The sequence below is a fragment of the Nocardioides sp. LHD-245 genome, assembly GCF_030929495.1.
Classification (GTDB): domain Bacteria; phylum Actinomycetota; class Actinomycetes; order Propionibacteriales; family Nocardioidaceae; genus Nocardioides.
Genome location: NZ_JAVFWN010000002.1, coordinates 239,392 through 259,055 on the forward strand (window position 1 = coordinate 239,392; position 19,664 = coordinate 259,055).

The 19,664-nt window shown below is 72.6% G+C and carries 22 protein-coding genes and 1 riboswitch; of the genes, 8 read left to right on the forward strand and 14 right to left on the reverse strand.

From position 1 onward, the window contains the following. Positions 1 to 102: 102 nt before the first annotated feature. Positions 103 to 1,305 carry a DUF4032 domain-containing protein gene (locus RB608_RS03780; protein WP_308086469.1) on the forward strand — a complete coding sequence of 401 codons (1,203 nt, stop codon included), beginning with the start codon at positions 103 to 105 and terminating at the stop codon, positions 1,303 to 1,305. Positions 1,306 to 1,308: 3 nt separating this feature from the next. On the opposite strand, the gene RB608_RS03785 is transcribed toward RB608_RS03780, so the two are convergent. Next, a complete protein-coding gene (locus RB608_RS03785) occupies positions 1,309 to 2,337 on the reverse strand; it encodes an asparaginase (protein ID WP_308086470.1) in 1,029 nt (342 codons plus the stop codon). Positions 2,338 to 2,393: 56 nt separating this feature from the next. On the opposite strand from RB608_RS03785, the gene RB608_RS03790 reads away from it, so the two are divergent. After that, complete coding sequence (locus tag RB608_RS03790) at positions 2,394 to 3,062, forward strand: YdeI/OmpD-associated family protein (RefSeq protein WP_308086471.1); 669 nt, start codon at positions 2,394 to 2,396, stop codon at positions 3,060 to 3,062. Here RB608_RS03790 and RB608_RS03795 read toward each other — a convergent pair. After that, positions 2,986 to 3,762, reverse strand: coding sequence for a MerR family transcriptional regulator (locus RB608_RS03795; protein WP_308086472.1), 777 nt, complete (start codon positions 3,760 to 3,762; stop codon positions 2,986 to 2,988). The two genes, RB608_RS03790 and RB608_RS03795, sit on opposite strands and share 77 nt — an antisense overlap. A gap of 20 nt (positions 3,763 to 3,782) precedes the next feature. Here RB608_RS03795 and RB608_RS03800 point away from each other — a divergent pair, with 20 nt between their 5' ends. Continuing rightward, positions 3,783 to 4,271, forward strand: coding sequence for a DUF6194 family protein (locus RB608_RS03800; protein WP_308086473.1), 489 nt, complete (start codon positions 3,783 to 3,785; stop codon positions 4,269 to 4,271). A 72-nt stretch (positions 4,272 to 4,343) separates the two neighbouring features. Here the strand turns inward: RB608_RS03800 and RB608_RS03805 are convergent, their stop codons facing one another. The 9 genes from RB608_RS03805 to RB608_RS03845 all read right to left on the reverse strand — a co-directional run bounded on the left by RB608_RS03805 (position 4,344) and on the right by RB608_RS03845 (position 12,680). Continuing rightward, positions 4,344 to 5,660 (reverse strand): DUF222 domain-containing protein, encoded by a 1,317-nt coding sequence (locus RB608_RS03805; RefSeq protein ID WP_308086474.1) that lies wholly within the window; start codon positions 5,658 to 5,660, stop codon positions 4,344 to 4,346. Between the two features lie 242 nt (positions 5,661 to 5,902). Continuing rightward, on the reverse strand, positions 5,903 to 7,597 hold the full coding sequence (gene thiC / locus RB608_RS03810) for a phosphomethylpyrimidine synthase ThiC (protein ID WP_308086475.1): 1,695 nt from the start codon (positions 7,595 to 7,597) through the stop codon (positions 5,903 to 5,905). Further along, on the reverse strand, positions 7,594 to 8,265 hold the full coding sequence (locus RB608_RS03815; RefSeq protein WP_308086476.1) for a bifunctional hydroxymethylpyrimidine kinase/phosphomethylpyrimidine kinase: 672 nt from the start codon (positions 8,263 to 8,265) through the stop codon (positions 7,594 to 7,596). The genes thiC and RB608_RS03815 overlap by 4 nt, the downstream gene beginning before the upstream one ends. Continuing rightward, complete coding sequence (locus RB608_RS03820) at positions 8,262 to 8,780, reverse strand: thiamine phosphate synthase (RefSeq protein ID WP_308086477.1); 519 nt, start codon at positions 8,778 to 8,780, stop codon at positions 8,262 to 8,264. The genes RB608_RS03815 and RB608_RS03820 overlap by 4 nt, the downstream gene beginning before the upstream one ends. Before the next feature lie 101 nt (positions 8,781 to 8,881). Next, positions 8,882 to 9,658, reverse strand: a complete 777-nt coding sequence (locus tag RB608_RS03825) for a thiazole synthase (protein WP_308086478.1) — start codon at positions 9,656 to 9,658, stop codon at positions 8,882 to 8,884. After that, positions 9,655 to 9,858, reverse strand: coding sequence for a sulfur carrier protein ThiS (thiS, locus tag RB608_RS03830; RefSeq protein ID WP_308086479.1), 204 nt, complete (start codon positions 9,856 to 9,858; stop codon positions 9,655 to 9,657). Before thiS ends, RB608_RS03825 begins: the two co-directional genes overlap by 4 nt. Continuing rightward, positions 9,855 to 10,877, reverse strand: coding sequence for an FAD-dependent oxidoreductase (locus RB608_RS03835; RefSeq protein ID WP_308086480.1), 1,023 nt, complete (start codon positions 10,875 to 10,877; stop codon positions 9,855 to 9,857). Before RB608_RS03835 ends, thiS begins: the two co-directional genes overlap by 4 nt. Position 10,878: 1 nt before the next feature. Next, entirely contained in the window at positions 10,879 to 11,484 is a 606-nt protein-coding gene (gene thiE, locus RB608_RS03840) for a thiamine phosphate synthase (protein ID WP_308086481.1), read from the reverse strand. Then, positions 11,475 to 11,585, reverse strand: a riboswitch (TPP riboswitch). Its footprint overlaps the gene before it by 10 nt. A gap of 3 nt (positions 11,586 to 11,588) precedes the next feature. Beyond that, positions 11,589 to 12,680 (reverse strand): NAD(P)-binding domain-containing protein, encoded by a 1,092-nt coding sequence (locus tag RB608_RS03845; protein WP_308086482.1) that lies wholly within the window; start codon positions 12,678 to 12,680, stop codon positions 11,589 to 11,591. A gap of 166 nt (positions 12,681 to 12,846) precedes the next feature. On the opposite strand from RB608_RS03845, the gene RB608_RS03850 reads away from it, so the two are divergent. From RB608_RS03850 to RB608_RS03860, 3 genes are all read left to right on the forward strand, one after another. Then, a complete protein-coding gene (locus RB608_RS03850) occupies positions 12,847 to 14,112 on the forward strand; it encodes a choice-of-anchor P family protein (RefSeq protein WP_308086483.1) in 1,266 nt (421 codons plus the stop codon). 89 nt (positions 14,113 to 14,201) lie between these two features. Then, a complete protein-coding gene (locus RB608_RS03855; RefSeq protein ID WP_308086484.1) occupies positions 14,202 to 15,890 on the forward strand; it encodes a fumarate hydratase in 1,689 nt (562 codons plus the stop codon). A 69-nt stretch (positions 15,891 to 15,959) separates the two neighbouring features. Next, positions 15,960 to 16,205 (forward strand): zf-TFIIB domain-containing protein, encoded by a 246-nt coding sequence (locus tag RB608_RS03860; protein WP_392390965.1) that lies wholly within the window; start codon positions 15,960 to 15,962, stop codon positions 16,203 to 16,205. Here RB608_RS03860 and RB608_RS03865 read toward each other — a convergent pair. Both RB608_RS03865 and RB608_RS03870 read right to left on the reverse strand, forming a co-directional pair. Continuing rightward, positions 16,186 to 17,133, reverse strand: a complete 948-nt coding sequence (locus RB608_RS03865; RefSeq protein WP_308086486.1) for a hypothetical protein — start codon at positions 17,131 to 17,133, stop codon at positions 16,186 to 16,188. The two genes, RB608_RS03860 and RB608_RS03865, sit on opposite strands and share 20 nt — an antisense overlap. Further along, a complete protein-coding gene (locus tag RB608_RS03870) occupies positions 17,130 to 17,492 on the reverse strand; it encodes a GntR family transcriptional regulator (RefSeq protein ID WP_308086487.1) in 363 nt (120 codons plus the stop codon). Before RB608_RS03870 ends, RB608_RS03865 begins: the two co-directional genes overlap by 4 nt. Positions 17,493 to 17,542: 50 nt before the next feature. Here RB608_RS03870 and RB608_RS03875 point away from each other — a divergent pair, with 50 nt between their 5' ends. Beyond that, a complete protein-coding gene (locus tag RB608_RS03875) occupies positions 17,543 to 18,925 on the forward strand; it encodes a class II fumarate hydratase (protein ID WP_308086488.1) in 1,383 nt (460 codons plus the stop codon). A gap of 16 nt (positions 18,926 to 18,941) precedes the next feature. Here RB608_RS03875 and RB608_RS03880 read toward each other — a convergent pair whose 3' ends face one another. After that, positions 18,942 to 19,253 carry a hypothetical protein gene (locus RB608_RS03880; protein ID WP_308086489.1) on the reverse strand — a complete coding sequence of 104 codons (312 nt, stop codon included), beginning with the start codon at positions 19,251 to 19,253 and terminating at the stop codon, positions 18,942 to 18,944. Positions 19,254 to 19,444: 191 nt separating this feature from the next. Here RB608_RS03880 and RB608_RS03885 point away from each other — a divergent pair, with 191 nt between their 5' ends. Further along, a complete protein-coding gene (locus tag RB608_RS03885) occupies positions 19,445 to 19,624 on the forward strand; it encodes a hypothetical protein (protein ID WP_308086490.1) in 180 nt (59 codons plus the stop codon). Positions 19,625 to 19,664 lie beyond the last annotated feature (40 nt).

Below are 19,664 nucleotides of genomic sequence, written 5' to 3' on the forward strand. Positions count from 1 at the left end.
GCGTGTGTCACCCAGTCCTACCCCCAGTCGGAGCCTTTGTCCACGACCCCGTGCCGGACAGGTGCCCGTGACGTGCCGGTTCAGACGTCGTAGGTTTCCGGCATGGCGCTGCATGTCGTCGCCGCTCGCACCGACCCGGCCCTGTTCCGGCTGCCCTGGTCGCGCCCGCTGGCGGAATGGGAGGACTGGTACGTCGTGCCGCTCCCCCTCGGCCTGTCCCGGCACGTCGTGCGGGTGGTCCAGGTGAACCGGCAGTTCCTCGCGGCGAAGGAGACCGAGGAGGCGATCGCGCTGCGGGAGTACGACCTCCTGCGCGACCTCCAGCGCCTCGACCAGCCGGCCGTCGTACCCCGGGGCGTGGTGACGGGTCGGACCACCGCGGACGGCGAGCGGCTGCCCGCGGCCCTGCTCACCGAGCACCTGCACTACTCGCTCCCGTATCGCACCGTCTTCCAGCACGGGCTGCGGTCCGACCAGGTCCCGGCGCTGGTCGACGCGCTCGTCGTTCTCCTCGTGCGGCTGCACCTCGCGGGCTTCTTCTGGGGCGACGTCTCACTCTCGAACGCGCTCTTCCGCCGCAGCGCCGGGGGTTTCGCGGCCTTCCTCGTCGACGCCGAGACCGGTGAGCTGCGGTCGTCGGTGTCCGACGCGATGCGTGAGCAGGACGTGACGGTGGGGGTCGAGAACATCTTCGCCGAGCTGATGGACCTCCAGGCCAGCGGCGACACGGACATCGAGGTCGACGCGTTCGCGATCGTCGACCAGCTCGCGGAGCGCTACCACGCGCTGTGGGACGAGCTGACCGCCGTGGAGGAGTTCGGCGCCGACGAGTGGTACCGCGTCGAGCAGCGGATCGCGCGTCTCAACGACCTCGGCTTCGATGTCGACGAGCTGGACGTCCAGACGGACTCGGACCGGGTCCGGATCCAGCCCAAGGTCGTCGAGGCCGGCCACCACCGGCGGGAGCTGCGCGAGCTCACCGGGCTGGTCGCCGAGGACAGCCAGGCCCGCAAGCTGCTCAACGACCTGGCGGCCTTCACCGCCCACGGCGGCTACGACGACGAGGACCGCGAGGTGGTCGCCCGACGCTGGCTGACCAGCGTCTACACGCCGATCGTGGACCTGCTGCCGGCCGCGCTGCGTCGCGCCATCTCCGCCCCGGAGTACTTCCACGAGGTGATGGAGCACCGCTGGGCGCTCTCCGCCGAGGCCGGTCACGAGGTCGACATCTTCGACTCCGCGCGCGACTACGTCGCGAACGTGCTGCCCCATCGCCCGCCCGACACCCCGTCCGGGCTGGGCTAGCGGTCAGGGACGCCCGCGCAGGCCGAACGCGGCGACCAGCTCGTCGCGGGTGACCGGTCCGCGCGCCGCGAGCGCCCACAGCAGCAGCCGGGCCTTGACCGGTGACAGCCAGCCGGCACCGACGGCGCCGCGGGCGGTGAGGTCGACCTCCGAGCCCGGATAGCCGTACATCGCCCGCCCCGTGGGGCCCGAACCGGTCCGCGAGGCGAAGACCACCGGGACCTGAGCGGCCGTCCGTCCCACGGCCTCGGCCATCCGCGCCGCCACGTGCCCCGCGCCGAAACCGGCGATGACCACCCCGTCGAGCCGGCTCGCCCCGTCAGCCCGGATCGCGTCGAGCACGGAGCCGTCGTCTCCGAGATAGGTCGCGACCAGCGGGACGCGCGGATCACCGGTCTCCTGGCCCGGGGACATCCGCAGCGGCGGCACCCGCGTGGCGGGCACGCCGTACACGACCTCTGCCTCGACGCAGCGGCCGATCGGCCCGAACACCGGGGAGCGGAAGGCGCCGGTCGACATCGAGTCGGTCTTCGCCACCCAGCGGGCCTGGTGCAGCTCGTCGTCGAAGGCGACGAGCACGCCGCGCTCCCGCGAGACCGGCGCCAGCGCGCAGCGCACGGCGGTGAGCAGGTTGGCCGGGCCGTCCGCGCCGGCGGCCTGCGACGAGCGCATCGCGCCCGTCACGACGAGCGGCTCGGGGCGGTCCCAGAACAGGTCGAGCAGGTAGGCCGACTCCTCCAGGGTGTCGGTGCCCTGCGTGACGACGACGCCCTGCGCACCCGCGTCGACGGCCGCCCGCGCCCAGCCGAGGGTCCGCAGGACCGTCGGCTCGTCGAGCGAGGGACTCGGCAGCCGGGCCAGCGTCTGGGCGCGGACGGTCGCGATCTCCGCCAGGCCCGGCACGGCGGCCGCGAGCCGCTCCGCGGTCAGGGTCGGCACGATCTCGCTGCCGTCGGCCGCGCTGGACGTCGACGCGATGGTGCCGCCGAGGGCGCCGATCGCCACCGTGGGCCTGCTCTCGCCAGCCGTCATGGCGCCATCTTCGCGGATGACGGCCGGATGTCGGCGCCCGGTGGGAGGCTGGCGCCATGTCGCAGGACGAGATCCCCGGCCGGATGGGCGGCTCCGCCGAGCGCCCCGCCCGGTTCTTCGCCGACGCCGAGGAGTTCGGCGCCTGGCTGGCCGCCCATCACGACACCGAGACCGAGCTGTGGATGGGCCTCTACAAGAAGCACGTTCCCGACCGTGGTCTCACCTGGGCGCAGGCGGTCCCCGAGGCGCTGTGCTGGGGCTGGATCGACTCCGTCGCCCAGCGCATCGACGAGGACGCCACCCGCCAGCGCTGGACGCCGCGCCGCCGGACGAGCATCTGGAGCAAGGTCAACATCGACCTCGTCGACAAGCTGCGGGCCGAGGGCCGGATGCAGCCGTCCGGGCTGGCGATCTGGGAGCAGCGGCGCCGCGACGTGGCGCCCTACACGCACGAGGCCGACCCCGCGATGGTGCTGCCACCGGCCTACGCCGCCCAGCTCGTCGCCTCCCCCGCGGCCACCGCCTTCTGGGAGGCCGCCACCAACACCTATCGCCGGATCTGCACCAACTGGGTGATCACCGCCAAGCAGGAGGCGACCCGCGACCGCCGGATGGCCCAGCTGGTCGAGGAGTCCGCCGCCGGCCGGCTCATCCCGAGCCAGCGCTACGGCGAGATCCCGAAGTGGGTGGAGCGGGCGGCCGAGGCGGCGCGGACTGCGGGCTGACGATCGCGGCGAGGACCGCGCCGGCCCGCAGCAACGCCAGCACCCGGTGGGCGATGGCGGCCACCCGGGCGTCCAGTGCCTCGAGCGAGCGCGCGGTGTCGCCGAGCTCGCGGACCGCGCCCAGCGCGTCCCGCACCTCAGGGATCCGATAGCCGGCCGCGCGCAGGGCGACCACGATCCGGGCCTCGCGGACAGCGGCCACGGGATAACGCCGGGCGGTGCCGGAGCGGGTGGCGATCCGCTCCGGAGCGACGAGCCCCTCCTGCTCCCAGAATCGGAGGGTCGAGGCACGCACGCCGAGCGCCTCCGACAACTCGGTGATCGTCATCGTGTCGGCCTCGTCAGCAGGTGCATCAGTGTCGGCCTCGCCGCTCACCGCGATGAGAGCCGCGCGGGCGGCGAGTGCCTGCTCCCGCTCGAGAACGAGCCTGGCGTGAAGCGCGCCGACCAGCGCCGTCGCATCCTCGACACTGAGCGCGCGCAGGTCGCGCAGCACCCGCCGCGCGACGACCGGCCCGACGGCCAGGGCGAGGTCGCGGTAGGCGCCGAGGTCGCGCACGTGGACCGTGGAGAACCGTCGGTATCCGGCCGGCGTCCGCTCGGCCGCCGGAATCACGCCGAGCGCCTCCAGATTGCGCACCTGCTGGGCCGAGTAGCCGCTCGCTCGGGCGATGTCTGCGGTCGAACCCTCCACTAGCACTTCAACTCCACACTCGAACCATGACGACAGCCACCAGTATGGAGCAGATCCTCGACGTGCTCCGTTCCTTGCCGGACGTCCTGGAGCTCGCCCCGACCACCGGGAGTGAGTTCCCCGAGATCGCCTGGGGCGACCACTTCTTCTACGTCGCGCCTGACGGTGAGGTGCCCCGCACCGAGCAGCCGTTCGCGACCATCGTGACCAAGGACTACCCCGACGACGCCACCAGTCGCCTGGACCCACCCGGCCGCTGGCGGCTCAACATCCACGTCGGGAAGGCCCGGTTCGCGGACCTGCTCGGGGACGGGCCGGGAGCCTGGACCGGTGCGGACGATCCCGCCGCCGCCGACACCCTGCTCCCCCACCCCGTCTACCGGGCCCAGGGCTGGGTCGCGATCATCGCTCCCGGACCGGCGACCCTGGTGCCGGCGCTGGTCCTGCTCCGCGAGGCACACGCTGCCGCTCGGCGGCGCCGGGCTCGACGTACGCCGACTCCCCCGGCACCATGACCTGCCCGGCCGGGTCCGGACATGCCTCAACCCCCGCAGGCTCATGCTCCTACGGGGTCCGGGGCGGGGTGGCTACTCGTCGGGTGGCGAGGTGGTCCGGATGGGGTGGGTGCCGCGGTGATCGACCCGGAACCGGTGGCCGGTCGGGCTGGTCCACACATAGGTCGCTGGTGCCGGGGTGTCGTAGCGCCAGGTCGAGTGGGTCTTCGCGCGATGGTGCCGCCGGCATAGCGCGACCTCGTTGCACGGACACGTCGGCCCGCCCTCGCCGTAGGGGCGGGCATGGTCGACGTCGCAACGGGTGGCCGGGCGGGTGCAGTGCGGGAACCGACAGGTCTGGTCCCGCAAGATCACCCGGGCGCGGTGCCGGTCGGGGATCTCATAGGAGCCGACGGGGACATGGTCGGCCAGATCGATCACCGGCCGCACGATCACGGTCGTGTCCTTGGTCCGCAGCCACTCACGGATCTGCGCCGAGGAGATCGGGCAGCGGCCCTCCTCCCACCGGCCGACGGGGTTCCCGAACGGGTTGTCCCCGGTGATCGTGGTGCCGGTGATGGTGGTGTCGGTGACGTGCACGTTCAGCACGACCTTGCGGCCCGGGCTGGTGGCGACCTCTCCGGTGTCGGGGTCGGGGATCAACAGATCCAGGGCGAGGTCGTCGCGGGCCAGCTCGGCAGCAGCCTTCGACCGTCGCACATCCAGAGCACTGTCGTCACCCAGCCTGCCCAGGACCTCGGCTCGGCGGGCGACCGCGAGGTCGAGGTCGTGACCGTCGGCGGCATCCAGGAGCCCGTCGAGGTGGACCAGACCGTGCTCATCGACGGCGCCGACATCGAACCGGCGCTGGTCGGCGGCCCTCTGTCGCTCGGCCTCGGCGCGTTCGGGGTCGAACCGGAGCACCGCCTCGGCAACGAGTCGCTCGAGCTGGGCCCACCCGACCCCCGAGGCATCCCAGAGCTGCCGGTCCACGAACCCCGCCGCCTCAGCCGACAGACTCCGGGTGAGGTCGGCGATCCGCTCGGCCCGCCACGGCGCCAACCGACCCGCGGTGACGGCGGCGTAGACGTTCGGGAGCCGCCACGCGCACTCGATGACCCGCCCGACATACGCCTTCCCACCATCCGGAGACCGGCCCAGCACCGCGACCAGCTCCATCAACCCGAACTCCGACACCAACGGCGCACCCGGCCCGGCGATCGGGACCCCGGTATCGAGATAGCCCTCGGTGATCGTCGCGACCCCCTCAGGACCGGCGATCACGTGGTCGCTCGCCCACTCGACGATGCCGGCCCACTCCTCCACGAGGAGCCGGTCGCGGGCCTCGATCCCAGCACCCAGCCGCGACAGCAGCGAGGCTGTCGAACGGGGTCGGGTTCCGAGATCCATGACCGGATCCTCCCACCCACCCACGACACCTCAAAGCGTCGCAAACCCGCCTGTGGACAAGAGAAACCCCGATCCGGGGGTGCGGACAATCGACGTCACGTTCAGCGACACAAGCGCCCCAACCGCCCAACCCGCGAACCGCAACCCGACCGCCGAACCCAGCCACCTCCCCACCGTCCTCGTCGCTGCTTTCGGAACGCAACCGGCTACGCAGCCGCAGCTTTCGGACAACTACGGCACCCTCACCCCGCTGACGGCTCGACATACACCGACGCCCCCAGCTCGAGGAACTCCGCCGACTTCTCCTTCATCCCCACGACGGCGTCCTCCGGCGAGAGCTCGGAGCCGAACCGCTCGCGGACGTCCTGGCTGATCCGCATCGAGCAGAACTTCGGCCCGCACATCGAGCAGAAGTGCGCGGTCTTGGCGTTCTCGGCCGGGAGCGTCTCGTCGTGGAAGGACTCGGCGGTCACCGGGTCGAGGGACAGCGCGAACTGGTCGTGCCAGCGGAACTCGAAGCGGGCCTTCGACAGCGCGTCGTCCCAGTCCCGGGCGCCGGGATGGCCCTTGGCCACGTCGGCGGCGTGCGCGGCGAGCTTGTAGGTGATGACGCCGGTCTTGACGTCGTCGCGGTTGGGCAGGCCGAGGTGCTCCTTGGGCGTGACGTAGCAGAGCATCGCGGTGCCGTGCATGGCGATGGTGGCGGCACCGATGGCCGAGGTGATGTGGTCGTAGCCGGGCGCGATGTCGGTGGCGAGCGGGCCGAGTGTGTAGAAGGGCGCGCCGTGGCACCACTCCTGCTGCAGGCGGACGTTCTCCTCGACGAGGTGGAGCGGCACGTGGCCGGGCCCCTCGACCATCACCTGCACGTCGTGCTCCCACGCGCGGGCGGTGAGCTCGGCGAGCGTGCGCAGCTCGGAGAGCTGGGCCTCGTCGTTGGCGTCGGCGGTGGCGCCGGGGCGCAGGCCGTCACCGAGCGAGAAGGAGACGTCGTACGCCGCGAAGATCGCGCACAGCTCGTCGAAGTGCGTGTAGAGGAAGTTCTCCTCGTGGTGCGCCAGGCACCAGCCGGCCATGATCGACCCGCCGCGGCTGACGATCCCCGTCACCCGGTTCGCGGTCAGCGGCACATAGCGCAGCAGTACGCCCGCATGGATCGTCATGTAGTCGACGCCCTGCTCGCACTGCTCGATCACGGTGTCGCGGAAGACCTCCCAGCTCAGCTTGTCCGCCTCCCCGTTGACCTTCTCCAGCGCCTGGTAGATCGGGACGGTGCCGATCGGCACGGGGCTGTTGCGGATGATCCACTCGCGGGTCGTGTGGATGTCCTCGCCGGTGCTGAGGTCCATGACGGTGTCGGCGCCCCAGGTGATCGCGTGGGTGAGCTTGTCGACCTCCTCCGCGATCGAGGAGGTCACCGCGGAGTTGCCGATGTTGGCGTTCACCTTCACCAGGAACCGACGACCGATGATCATCGGCTCCGACTCGGGGTGGTTCACGTTGACGGGGATGATCGCGCGGCCGGCGGCGACCTCGCTGCGCACCAGCTCGACGTCGCAGCTCTCGCGGACGGCGACGTACCGCATCTCGTCGGTGACGATCCCCGCCCGCGCATAGGCCAACTGCGTCACCGCAGCCCCGCCGCACGCGCGCAGCGGCGCCCGGCGCGCACCGCGCCACTCCCCCTGCGCGGTGCCGCGCCGGACCGCCGAGCGGCCGTTGTCGAGCAGCTGCGTCTCCCTCCCCTCGTAGGGGGCGACGTCGCCACGGGCCCCGATCCAGTCGGCACGCAGCGGCGGCAGGCCGACCTCAGGATCGGAGCCGGGGCCCTCGGTGCAGTAGCGGTCGAACGTCTCGCCGTTCGTCAGGGCGACGCGGGTGAGGGGCACGCCGAGGTCACCGACCTCGATCCGGGTGTGGGCGGGGTGCACGGTCATGCGGGATCTCCTTGGATGTGGGCGACCGGCCCTCGGCCGCGGCCGAGGGTCCAGTCCGAGCTGACATGGAGCTGACGGGCGACGAAGGCGTCCGCGCGGACGGCGGCGAGCGGGAGGTCGACGCCGTGGGCGAGGTACGCCGCGAGGGCGCTGCTGTGGGTGCAGCCGGTGCCGTGGTCGTTGGTCGTGGCGATGTCGCCACCGCGGGTGACGATGACGCCGGGGCGGTCGGGCCGGCCCAGCGCCTCGAACTCCTCCTCGTTGGGCGTCGCGACGGTCGCGACGGGCAGCAGGTGCTCGCGATAGGCGGCGACGACCTCGTCGCTCGCCAGCAGCGCGCCGCTGGTGGCGGCCAGGACCGGGTCGACGACGAGCAGCCGGTCCGCGCAGCGCTCGGCGACGAGGCGGACGACCTCCGGCGTCGCGAGCATGCCCGTCTTCACCGCGACCGGGTCGAGATCCTCCAGGACGGCGTCGAGCTGCGCCGCGACGATGTCGTGCGGCACGGCATGGATCGCCCGCACACCGGTCGTGTCCTGGGCGGTGACGGCGGTGACGACGCATGCCCCGTGGACGCCGAGCGCCGCGAAGGTGGTCAGGTCCGCGGCGATGCCGGCGGCCCCGCCGGAGTCGGTGCCGGCGATCGTCAGTACGACCGGAGGGTTCACGACCGCACCTCCCGCAGCAGCGCGGCGACGACCGCGCCGGGGTCGTCGTCCCGCATCACCGCACCCATCACCGCGACGCCGTACGCGCCCGCGGCTCGCGCCCGCGCCGCGTTGGCAGGGGTGATCCCGCCGAGCGCGAAAACCGGCAGCGGCAGCCCCGAGAAGGCCGCGGTCGGCAGCGGCGGCCCGTAGCCCGGCTTGCTCGACGTCGTCGCGTACGGCGAGAGGGTGGCCCACCACGCGCCGTCGGCCGCCGCGGCGACCGCATCCGCACGGCTGTGGCAGGAGCGCCCCCACCGGGTCGCGACGCCCGGCCGGCCCGCGGCGGCGGGCAGGTGGACCCCCGCGCAGCCCGGAACCGGCCGGTGCGCGGCCACGACCTCGAGCCCCACCGACCGCGCGTGGCCGGCGATCTCGGCCCGCTCCTCGTCGGCCAGGTCCGTCTCGCGCAGCAGCACGGTCGACAGACCGGCCCCGGCCGCCGCGCCGAGGACGTCGCACAGCGAACGGTCCATAGGGACCTGGGTGCGGTCGGTGAGGAGGAGTAGTCGACGGGACGTCATTCGCTCTGTGGGCTCCAGCCCACAGAACGCATGACGCAACGCACGGGGGACGCTCATCCGATCCGCCCGACGACCGGGCTGGACGCCCGAGCCTCACTGCGACGCGGGATCCGACCGGCCGACCGGGCGAGCAGCCCCGCCTCGACCCCCAGCCGCAACGCGGAGGCCATCGCGACCGGGTCGTCGGCGCGGGTGACCGCCGTGGCGGCGAGCACCGCGTCGCAACCGAGCTCCATGGCCAGCGCCGCGTCACTCGCGGTGCCGACGCCCGCGTCCAGCACCACCGGGACGTCGACCGCCGCCCGCACCGCCGCGATCGCGTGCGGGTTGAGCACGCCCAGTCCCGAGCCGATGGGTGAGCCGAGCGGCATCACCGCCGCACAGCCCGCGTCGGCGAGGCGGCGCGCCAGCACCGGGTCGTCGGTCGTGTAGGGCAGCACGACGAAACCACGGCCGACCAGCTGCTCGGCGGCGTCGAGCAGCTCGACGGCGTCCGGCAGCAGCGAGCGCTCGTCGCCGATCACCTCGAGCTTCACCCAGTCGGTGCCGAGCGCCTCCCGGGCGAGCTCGGCGGTCAGCACGGCCTCACGGGCCGAGAGGCAGCCCGCGGTGTTGGGCAGCAGGCGGACGCCGCACGCACGCAGCGCCGCGAGCAGCCCGCCCTCGGCCAGGGACGACGTGCGACGCACCGACACGGTCACCAGCGCCGGGCGGGCCGCCTCCAGCACGGGCCCGACCAGGGCGACGTTCGGCAGCCCGCCGGTCCCGAGGAACAGCCGGGACGACAGGGTCTCCCCCGCGACGACCAGTGCGTCCACCCGGGTACTCATCCGCCCTGCACCGCCGTCACGACCTCGACCACGTCGCCCTCCGCCAGCCGCCGCACAGGCCAGTCGCCGCGCGGGACGACCTCCTCGTTGACCGCGACCGCGACCCCGGCGGGGCGCGGATCGCCGAGCCGGCGCTCCAGCAGGTCGGCGACCGTCGCCGCGGCGACGGCGACCGGCTCTCCATTGCAGGTGATGGTCATCGTGCTCCTTCGGGAAGGACGCCGGCGAAGCGGCGCGGGTCGAGGGCCGGCTCGATCGCGCCGGACTCCAGGTGGTCGCCGACCAGACGCGCCGTCAGCGGCGCCAGCAGGACGCCGTGCCGGTAGTGCCCGGCCGCGAGGACGACCCCCGCGACGCCACTCGGACCCACCAGCGGGAGCCCGTCGGGAGTCGCGGGACGGTCGCGGGCGGTGCCCTCGACGAGCTCGGCACGGTCGAGGGCCGGCCACAGGGTGCGCGCCGCCGACAGCAGCCGAAGTGCTCCCCCTGCGGTGACGACGGGCGGTGCGGCGTGGGCCTCGGACGTCGCGCCCAGCACGACCCGCCCGTCGCCACGCGGCACCAGGTAGACCGGCTCGCCCCCGACCCAGCCGCGCACGGTACGACGCGGCGGGTCGTCCGAGCGCAGCCGCAGGATCTCGCCCCGCACGCCCGACACCAGGCCCGTCCACGGCCGCGGCAGCGACGCGCCCGTCGCGACGACCGTGACCTCGGCTCCCGCGCGCGGCACGCCCCGCAGGACGACGCGCTGGAGCAGGGAGGCGCACACCGCCCGCGGGTCGACACTCGCCTCGCCGGGCAACAGCGCCCCACCGGCCGCGCGCGCCAGGGTCGGCTCCGCCGACCGCACCCCCGCCCGGCCCAGCAGCTCGACCGGATGGCCGTGGCGATGCAGCAGCGCGGCCTGCCGCTCGACCTGCTGGAGGTCGCCGCCGTCGTACCCGACGAGCAGCGTGCCGTCCCGGCGCAGGCCGACCCCCAGGCGCCCGGCGAGCTCCGGCCACAGCGCCAGCGACGCGAGCCCGAGGCGGAGGATCTCCTCCTCCCCGTGCCAGACCTCGGCGGCCGGGCTCAGCATCCCCGCGGCGGCGTACGACGCCCCGCCGGCCGGATGCCGGTCGACCACCGCGACGTCGTGGCCGCGGCGGAGCAGCTCCTCGGCGACGGTGAGTCCGACGATCCCCGCGCCGAGCACGTCGACGCGCAGGCCCGTCGCCATCTCAGGCCACCGCCGCGACGAGCTCCTTCGCTGCCGTCACCGGGTCGGGATGTCGCCAGATCGCGCCGATCACGGCGATGCCGTGTGCGCCGGCCGCGCGGACCTCGCCCGTGGCGCGCGCGGTGATGCCGCCGATCGCGACCAGAGGCAGCGGGCCGGCCGCCTCGCTGACGGCGGCGACGCCCATCGGTGCGGGCAGGCCGGGCTTGGAGTCGGTCGCGAACACCGGCCCGAAGCCGGCGTAGTCCGCGCCGTCGGCCGCGGCGGCGAGCACCTCCGCGCGTGAGCGGCAGGTGGCGCCGATCAGCAGACCGGGGGCGAGGCGCCGGGCGTCGGTGACCGCGAGGTCGTCGGTGCCGAGATGGACCCCGGCGGCGCCGGCCGCCAGCGCGACGTCCAGCCGGTCGTTGACCACGACCGTGGCTCCGGCCGGCCGGACCGCGGCGAGGACCGATCGGACCAGGGTGACCAGCGCGCCGGTCGGCAGCGCCTTGTCGCGGACCTGGAAGCCGTCGACGCCGGCGGCGGCCAGCGCGGGCAGCAGCGCGAGGTCGTCGCGGTGCGAGACCAGGCAGAACAGCCTGGGAAAACGGGGGGATGCGCTCATGGTGTCCGTTCCTTCGCCGGCATGATCCGGATCAGGTGTGACGGTCGGAGCGGCTCCAGCTCCCTCTCAGCCCGCTGCCGCGGACTCCCGTGGGTGGTCGTGCGTCACGCTAGCGCACGGTCGTCGTCGGCTTCCAGGGGGTGCGCGAGAAGGTGGCGCCGGACCGCCAGCGCGGCCGCACGGCCCGCCCGGTTGCCGCCGATGGTGCTCGCCGACGGGCCGTAACCGACCAGCTGCACCCGGGGGTCGCGGACCGCGGTCGTTGCCGTCTGGACGTCGGCACCGCTCTGCAACAGGGCGATCCCACCGTGCTCGCTGCGCAGGTGCAGCGGCGCGAGGTGCCCGACCGCCGGCCGGAAGCCGGTGGCCCAGAGGATGGCGTCGGCCCGCTCGAAGGAGCCGTCGGCCCAGCGGACGCCGTCCGGCTCGATCCGCGCGAACATCGGTCTGCGGCGCTCGTACGCGCCCAGCCGGGCCGCCTCCTGCTCCTGCGGCCGCAGGGCCAGGCCGGTCACGCTGACCACGCTCGCGGGCGGCAGCCCGGCCCGGACCCGTTCCTGCACGAGCTCGATCGCGTGCCGGCCGGCGTCCTCGCCGAAGTGGTCGCGCCACACCGGCGGCCGCCGGGTGACCCAGACGACGTCGGTCCGCGGCGCGAGCTCGCCCAGGAACTGCACCGCCGACGCGCCGCCGCCGACCACGACGACCCGCTTGCCGTCGAAGTACGCCGGTCCCGGGTAGTCGGCGGTGTGCAGCTGCTCGCCGCGGAAGGTCTCGGCGCCGGGGTAGTACGGGAGGAACGGCCGGGTCCAGGTGCCGGTCGCGCTGACGAGCGTCCGCGTCGTCCACGACCGCTGCCCCGCCCGCACGACCAGCAGGTCGCCGTGGCTGCGCACCTCGTCGACCCGGACCGGCCGGAGGACCGGGAGCCGGTGGTGGTGCTCGTAGTCGCCGAACCAGGCGGGCACGACGGCGTTCGCGCGGTCGCCGGAGTCGCCGGGCGCGGGCGCGTCGGGCAGGTCCGCGACGCCGTGGACGTCATGCATCGACAGCGAGTCCCACCGGTGCTGCCAGGCGCCCCCAGGAGCCTCGTTGGCGTCCAGCACGACGTGGTCGACGCCGAGCCGGGCCAGGTGGAAGGACGCCGACAGCCCGGCCTGGCCGGCCCCGATCACGACCGCGTCGTAGACGTGCACACGGGAGGAACGACTATTTCCGCCCACCTATGCCCTCGGGCGTGACATTCTGGACGATCCTTCGTTGGAACTCCCGGGAACACTCTCCCGGCTCGCTCTATGCCGTCCGGGAGTGCTTGCCTGGGGGGCAAATTCATACAGTCAACACGGATGGGAATGGGGTCCCGTGAACGTGCGGAAGTTCGTCTCTTTTGTCGCCTTCGTCCTGATGGGCGTGGGCCTTGTCGCCGTTCCGGCACCTGCCCAGGCAGCCGACACCACCGGTTGGGCCTACAACGCCGCGACCGGCGCGACCTACGTCAAGGCCGTCGGCGGGGTCGTGCAGTCCGACCTGACCGCCCAGACGGGCGTGTCCGGCGGCAACTTCTCCCGCGTGTCGGAGAACAGCACCGTCGGTGGTCAGGTCAGCCAGCTGCTCACGATCGGCGCAGCCCAGACCAAGACCACGGCCGACTACTCCAGCGCCGGTACGACGCTGACCTCGTGGGCGCGCACCGCCGGCGTCAGCCTGCTGAACGGCCTGATCAAGGTCGACGCCATCGAGACCAACTCGGTCACGACCGGTCACGCCGACGGCACGGTCACCCACACCGGTGACTCCCAGCTGCTGGGGATCAAGATCATCGGCATCGACCTGCCGGTGAAGATCCCCAAGAACTTCGCGGTGACCGTCCCCGGCGTGGCGACCGTCAGCCTCAACTACGACATGTCCGGCCAGGACGGCAACGGTGCGATCGCCGTCAACTGGGCGCTCGCCGTCCAGCTGCTCAAGCCGATCGGCGGCTTCGACATCGGCACGACGGTCCTCGTCAACCCGGTCAGCCAGGGCCTCATCCACGTCAACGAGAACGCCGGCGCCATCCTCGGCGGCAACGCCTACGGCACCCGGATCGCGGCCAACGTCGGCTCCGACATCAAGATCGTCAGCGACCCGACCGCGCAGATCGGTGTCCCGTTCTCCTCCAGCGGCGGCCGCACCCTGCGCAACAGCACCGCGACCGTGACCGTCCCGGGCCTGCTCACCCTCGGCGCCATCACGTCGACCTCGACGTCGAGCAAGACCGGCAAGGACGCGGAGATCGTCAACACCAACCAGCTGGCCGGGCTCAACCTCCTCGGCGGCCTGATCAAGGCCGACGCCATCGGGGTCAGCGCCAGCGGCAAGCGGGTCGGGACCCAGTGGACCGGCGCCATGAACATGACGCTGGTCAACCTGGTCATCGCCGGGAAGTCCATCCCGATCGACGTCTCCCCGAACACCACGCTCAAGATCGCCAACCTCGGCAAGGTGGAGATCAACAAGCAGGTCGTCAACAAGTCGATCCGCGCGAACCAGATCTACGCCCTGAAGATCACGCTCGACACCTCCACCGCCGGCCTGCCGGTCGGCGCCGTGATCGAGATCGGCCAGGCCAGCACGATCATCTACTGATCGCGCTCCGCACCGGTCGCGAGGGGCCGGGTCGCCAGCAGGCGGCCCGGCCCCTCGTGCGTTCCCCCGCGGCGATATCCTCGGTAGCCGTGGCTGAAGCTGAGTTCCGATACTCCGACCTCCTCCCCACCGGCAAGGACGACACGCCCTACCGGCTGATCACGAAGGAGGGCGTCGAGACCGTCGCGGGGCCCGACGGGCAGACCTTCCTCAAGGTCTCCCCCGAGGCCATCCAGCGCCTGACCGCCGAGGCGATGCACGACATCAGCCACTACCTGCGCCCGGCCCACCTGCGGCAGCTGCGCAAGATCATCGACGACCCCGAGGCGTCGGGCAACGACCGCTTCGTGGCGCTCGACCTGCTCAAGAACGTCAACATCTCCGCCGGCGGCGTGCTGCCGATGTGCCAGGACACCGGCACCGCCATCGTGATGGGCAAGAAGTCCGAGGGCGTGCTCACCGGCGCCGACGACGGCGAGTGGATCAGCAAGGGCGTCTACGACGCCTACACGAAGCTCAACCTGCGCTACAGCCAGCTCGCCCCGCTGACGACGTACGACGAGAAGAACACCGGCACCAACCTGCCGGCCCAGATCGAGCTCTACTCGACGGCCCAGGGCGAGAAGGGCCCGGAGTACAAGTTCCTCTTCATGGCCAAGGGCGGCGGCTCGGCTAACAAGTCGTTCCTGTTCCAGGAGACGAAGGCGATCCTCAACCCGAAGCGGATGCTCGAGTTCCTCGACGAGAAGATCCGCTCGCTCGGCACGGCCGCCTGCCCGCCGTACCACCTCGCGGTGGTGATCGGCGGCACGAGCGCCGAGTTCGCCCTCAAGACCGCCAAGTACGCCTCCGCGCACTATCTCGACAATCTCCCCACCGAGGGCTCGATGAGTGCCCACGGCTTCCGCGACCTCGAGCTGGAGGAGGAGGTCTTCAAGCTGACCCAGTCCTTCGGCATCGGCGCCCAGTTCGGCGGCAAGTACTTCTGTCACGACGTCCGCGTGGTCCGGCTTCCCCGCCACGGCGCCTCGTGCCCGGTCGCGATCGCCGTCTCCTGCTCGGCGGACCGCCAGGCGCTCGGCAAGATCACCGCCGAGGGTGTCTTCCTCGAGCAGCTGGAGACCGACCCGGCGCAGTACATGCCCGATGCCGGCGTCGCCGAGGACATCTCCGGCGGCGAGGTCGTCGAGGTCGACCTCAACCGGCCGATGAGCGAGATCCTCGCCCAGCTGTCGTCGTACCCGGTCAAGACACGGCTCTCGCTGACCGGCCCGCTCGTCGTCGCCCGCGACATCGCCCACGCCAAGATCCAGGAGCGCTTGGACGCCGGCGAGGAGATGCCCGACTACCTCAAGAACCACCCGGTCTACTACGCCGGCCCGGCCAAGACCCCGGAAGGCATGGCCTCCGGCTCCTTCGGCCCGACCACGGCCGGCCGGATGGACTCCTACGTGAAGTCCTTCCAGGCCGCCGGCGGCTCGATGGTGATGCTCGCCAAGGGCAACCGGTCCAAGCAGGTCACCGAGGCCTGCGACGAGTACGGCGGCTTCTACCTCGGCTCGATCGGCGGCCCGGCCGCGCGGCTGGCCCAGGACTGCATCAAGAGCCAGGAGGTCATCGAGTACCCCGAGCTCGGCATGGAGGCGGTCTGGAAGATCGAGGTCGAGGACTTCCCCGCCTTCATCGTGGTCGACGACAAGGGCAACGACTTCTTCACCGACCCGGGCGGCACCGTCACCGTGCCCGTCAGCGGCATCCGGGTGCGCTCCGCGGAGTAGAGGGAACCCTGAGCCCCTTCGGTCCGTTGACGGGGTATGCGCTGCCCTGTTGACGAGTCCACGCTGGTGATGAGCGAGCGGAACGGCATCGAGATCGACTACTGCCCCCAGTGCCGGGGCGTGTGGCTCGACCGTGGCGAGCTCGACAAGATCATCGACCGCTCCGCCGACCTGGCCCAGCCCGCGCCCCAGCAGCAGGCGCCGCAGCAGCAGTACGACAGCTACCGCGAGCCGCGCCAGCAGCAGTACCCGCCGCAGCAGGGCCACTACAAGAAGCGCAAGCGCGAGTCCTGGCTCAGCGAGCTGTTCGACTGAGCCGCACGACGAGCGCGTTCACCAGCTCGGCGGCAGGCTCCGGCCGGTCCACCGTCGCCGCGAACCGCTGGCCGTCACGCAGCGTGAGCACGAGCCCCTCGCCCCGGCGCGCCACCGCCGCGCGGCCCCGCGTGGTCCGCCGGTAGCCCCACCCGCCCCAGCGGAGCGGCTCGATGTCGCCCGCCTCGGCCGAGGCGATCTCGGCCAGGCCGACCCGGAGCCGGGGCCACTGGGCCGGCCCCCACGAGACGGCGACGCCGGCGTCGTCGACGCGGACCGTGACCACGTGGACCCAGGCGACCGCGATCGCGGCGAGCCCGGCGGCGAGCGCCGCGGGCCAGACGGCGAACCACAGCGGGACCGTGCCCAGGCCGAGCACGACCCCCAGGACCAGCAGAGAGCGGGAGCTCGCCTGGCCGACCCAGGCGACCCGCTCGCCGTCGGCCAGCGCGAGGGTCGCGCTCTCGGCCGGCAGCGGCTGCTCACGCCAGACCGGGCCCGGCAGCAGGCGGTGGACCACCAGCGCGGCGACGAACGGCAGCAGCGTCGCGAGCAGGATCGTCACGAGCGGCAGCCGGACGTCCGCGGCCCGAGCGGCGTCAGCGGACGCGACGAGCGTCGCCGCATAGAGCGCTGCCGGCAGCCAGGCGAGCCAGGTGGCACCGGCGGCGCCCAGCGACGCCAGCGCCGAGCGTCGGCCGGAGGCGGCGACGAGGCCGAGCGCGAGCACCGTCGCCGCGCCGACCACGGCGAGCACGACAACGGTGAAGACGGGAAGGGCGAGGGTGCCGTCGACGTCCCCGGCGAGGTCCCAGTGGGTCGGCACCGGGTCGGGGACGTCACCGCGAAGGGCGAGGCCCACCCCGGCGGCCCAGGCGGGCGCCTGGAGCACGACGAGAGCGGCGAGGAGCTGGCGGGGGCTGGTCATGGGAGGGCCTTCCGGATCTCGTTCACGAGTTCTTCGGGGGTGATGCCGATGCGGGCGGCACGATCGAGCAGGTCCCGCACCTCGCGCCGGAGCGCGACGCGTTCCCGGTCGGGTTCGGCGAGGTCGCTGCGCACGTGCGCTCCGCGCCCGCGGCGGAGGTCGACGATCCCCTCGTCGCGCAGCGCTGCGTAGGCGCGCAGCACGGTGTGCATGTTGACCTCGAGCGCGGCCGCCAGCTCCCGGGCGGGCGGCAGCTTGTCGCCGCCCCGCAGGCTCCCGCCGATGACCGCCGCGCGCACCTGCGCTGCGATCTGATCGGCCAACCCGAGGGGGCTGGCGGGGTCCACGCGGATCAACATGTTTGCATCATACTAGAACAATCAATCAGCGACCTGGGTAGGGTCGAAAGGTGAGCGACTTCCGCACCGAGCACGACTCCATGGGCGAGATCCAGGTCCCCGCCGACGCGCTGTGGCAGGCCCAGACCCAGCGCGCCGTCGAGAACTTCCCTATCAGTGGTACGCCGATCGAGCCGGCCCTCATCCACGCGCTGGGCCACGTGAAGGCAGCGGCCGCCACAGCCAACGTCGAGCTCGGGGTACTCGACCCGGCGCTCGGGGGCGCCATCGCGACGGCGGCACACGCGGTCGCCGACGGCCGCTACGACGACCAGTTCCCGATCGACGTCTTCCAGACCGGGTCCGGCACCAGCTCCAACATGAACGCCAACGAGGTCATCGCCTCGCTGTGCGCCCGCGAGGGCGTGGTCGCCCATCCCAACGACCACGTCAACGCCAGCCAGTCGAGCAACGACACCTTCCCGACCGCGATCCACGTCGCGGCCACTCTGGCGGTCGCCGACGACCTGGCACCCGCGCTCGATCGACTGGCGACGTCCCTGGAGGCGAAGGCCGACGAGTTCGCCGGCCTGGTGAAGTCGGGACGCACCCACCTGATGGACGCAACGCCGGTGACGCTCGGCCAGGAGTTCGGGGGCTATGCCGCCACCGTCCGCTACGCCGGGGAGCGTCTCGCCGGCGTACTCCCCCGGGTCCGCGAGCTCCCGCTCGGCGGCACCGCCGTCGGCACCGGCATCAACACCCCGTCCGGCTTCGCGGCGGCCGCCATCGAGGCGTTGAGCGTGGCGACCGGTCAGGTGTTCACCGAGGCCCGCAACCACTTCGAGGCGCAGGGGACGCGAGACTCCCTCGTCGAGCTCAGCGGGGTGCTGCGCACGACCGCCGTCGGCCTCACCAAGATCTGCAACGACCTGCGCTGGATGGGCTCCGGACCGACGACCGGTCTGGCCGAGATCCACCTGCCCGACCTCCAGCCGGGCTCGTCGATCATGCCCGGCAAGGTCAACCCGGTGCTCCCCGAGGCGACCCTGATGGTCTGCATGCAGGTGATCGGCAACGACGCCGCCGTCACCGCCGCCGGCGCGAGCGGCAGCTTCGAGCTCAACGTCGCCATGCCGGTCCTGGCCCGCAACGTCCTCGAGTCGATCCGCCTGCTCGGCCGGGCCTGCGTCACGCTCGCCGAGCGGTGCGTCGACGGGATCGCGGCCGACGCCGACCGGATGCTCCGCTACGCCGCCTCGTCACCGTCCGTCGTGACGCCGCTCAACAAGCACCTCGGCTACGAGGCTGCGGCCAAGGTCGCCAAGCAGGCACTCGCCAGCGGCAGCACGATCCGCGAGACCGTGCTCGCCCTGGGCTACGTCGAGCGCGGCGACCTCACTCTCGAGGAGCTCGACGCCGCGCTCGACCTGATGTCCATGACCCGGCCCTAGGGGCGCAGGAGCCGCCTCAGACCCGCTTGCGCCCGGTCAGCGTCGCCGCGACGATCACCGCGACCGCGGCGACGGCGATCTGCCACAGGTGGCGCAGCCAGTCGATCCCGTTGGTCGCGTTGTCCCAGGTGGCCTCGTGGCCGTCGAACGACTTGTTGTTGTGGCCGAACAGCACCCAGTAGAGCAGGCTGCCGACCAGCATGCCGACCACACCGCAGGCGACGGTGAGCCAGAGCGGGAACTTCGTGCGGTCACCGGGCGCGACCGCCTTGCCGATGAGGCCGATGATCGTGCCGCCCACGAGGGTGACGATGATGGTCCAGAGCATGAGCGAGCCCCTTCTGTCGTACGGGACACCCGCGTCCCGTCCCCAAGCATCATGCACCCGCCGAGCCACCGTGGCGTGGACCCCGCGCACCCCCGGCCCCGGCGTGGCGCGGACACCGTCCCCTACTTTCGACCGGGCGCTCCGTCCCCGGGTCGGATGTGCCCAGGTGCGGAACCGACCAGACTCGCGGCATGAACACGGTCACTCAGCTGCTCGTCGGAGTCGTCCTCGTCGGCGCCGGCCTGATCCTCGCCCTGGGCTTCCCGGACACCGAGCTCGGCTGGTTCGAGGGCCGACCCTTGGGAGTGGTCCTCGGGATCATCGGCGTGGTCGACCTCGGCGAGGCGGTGCTGCGGCGACGGCGAGGCTGAGCCCCTCTGGCCTCCGGCCGCGACGACGGAGCTGAGCGCC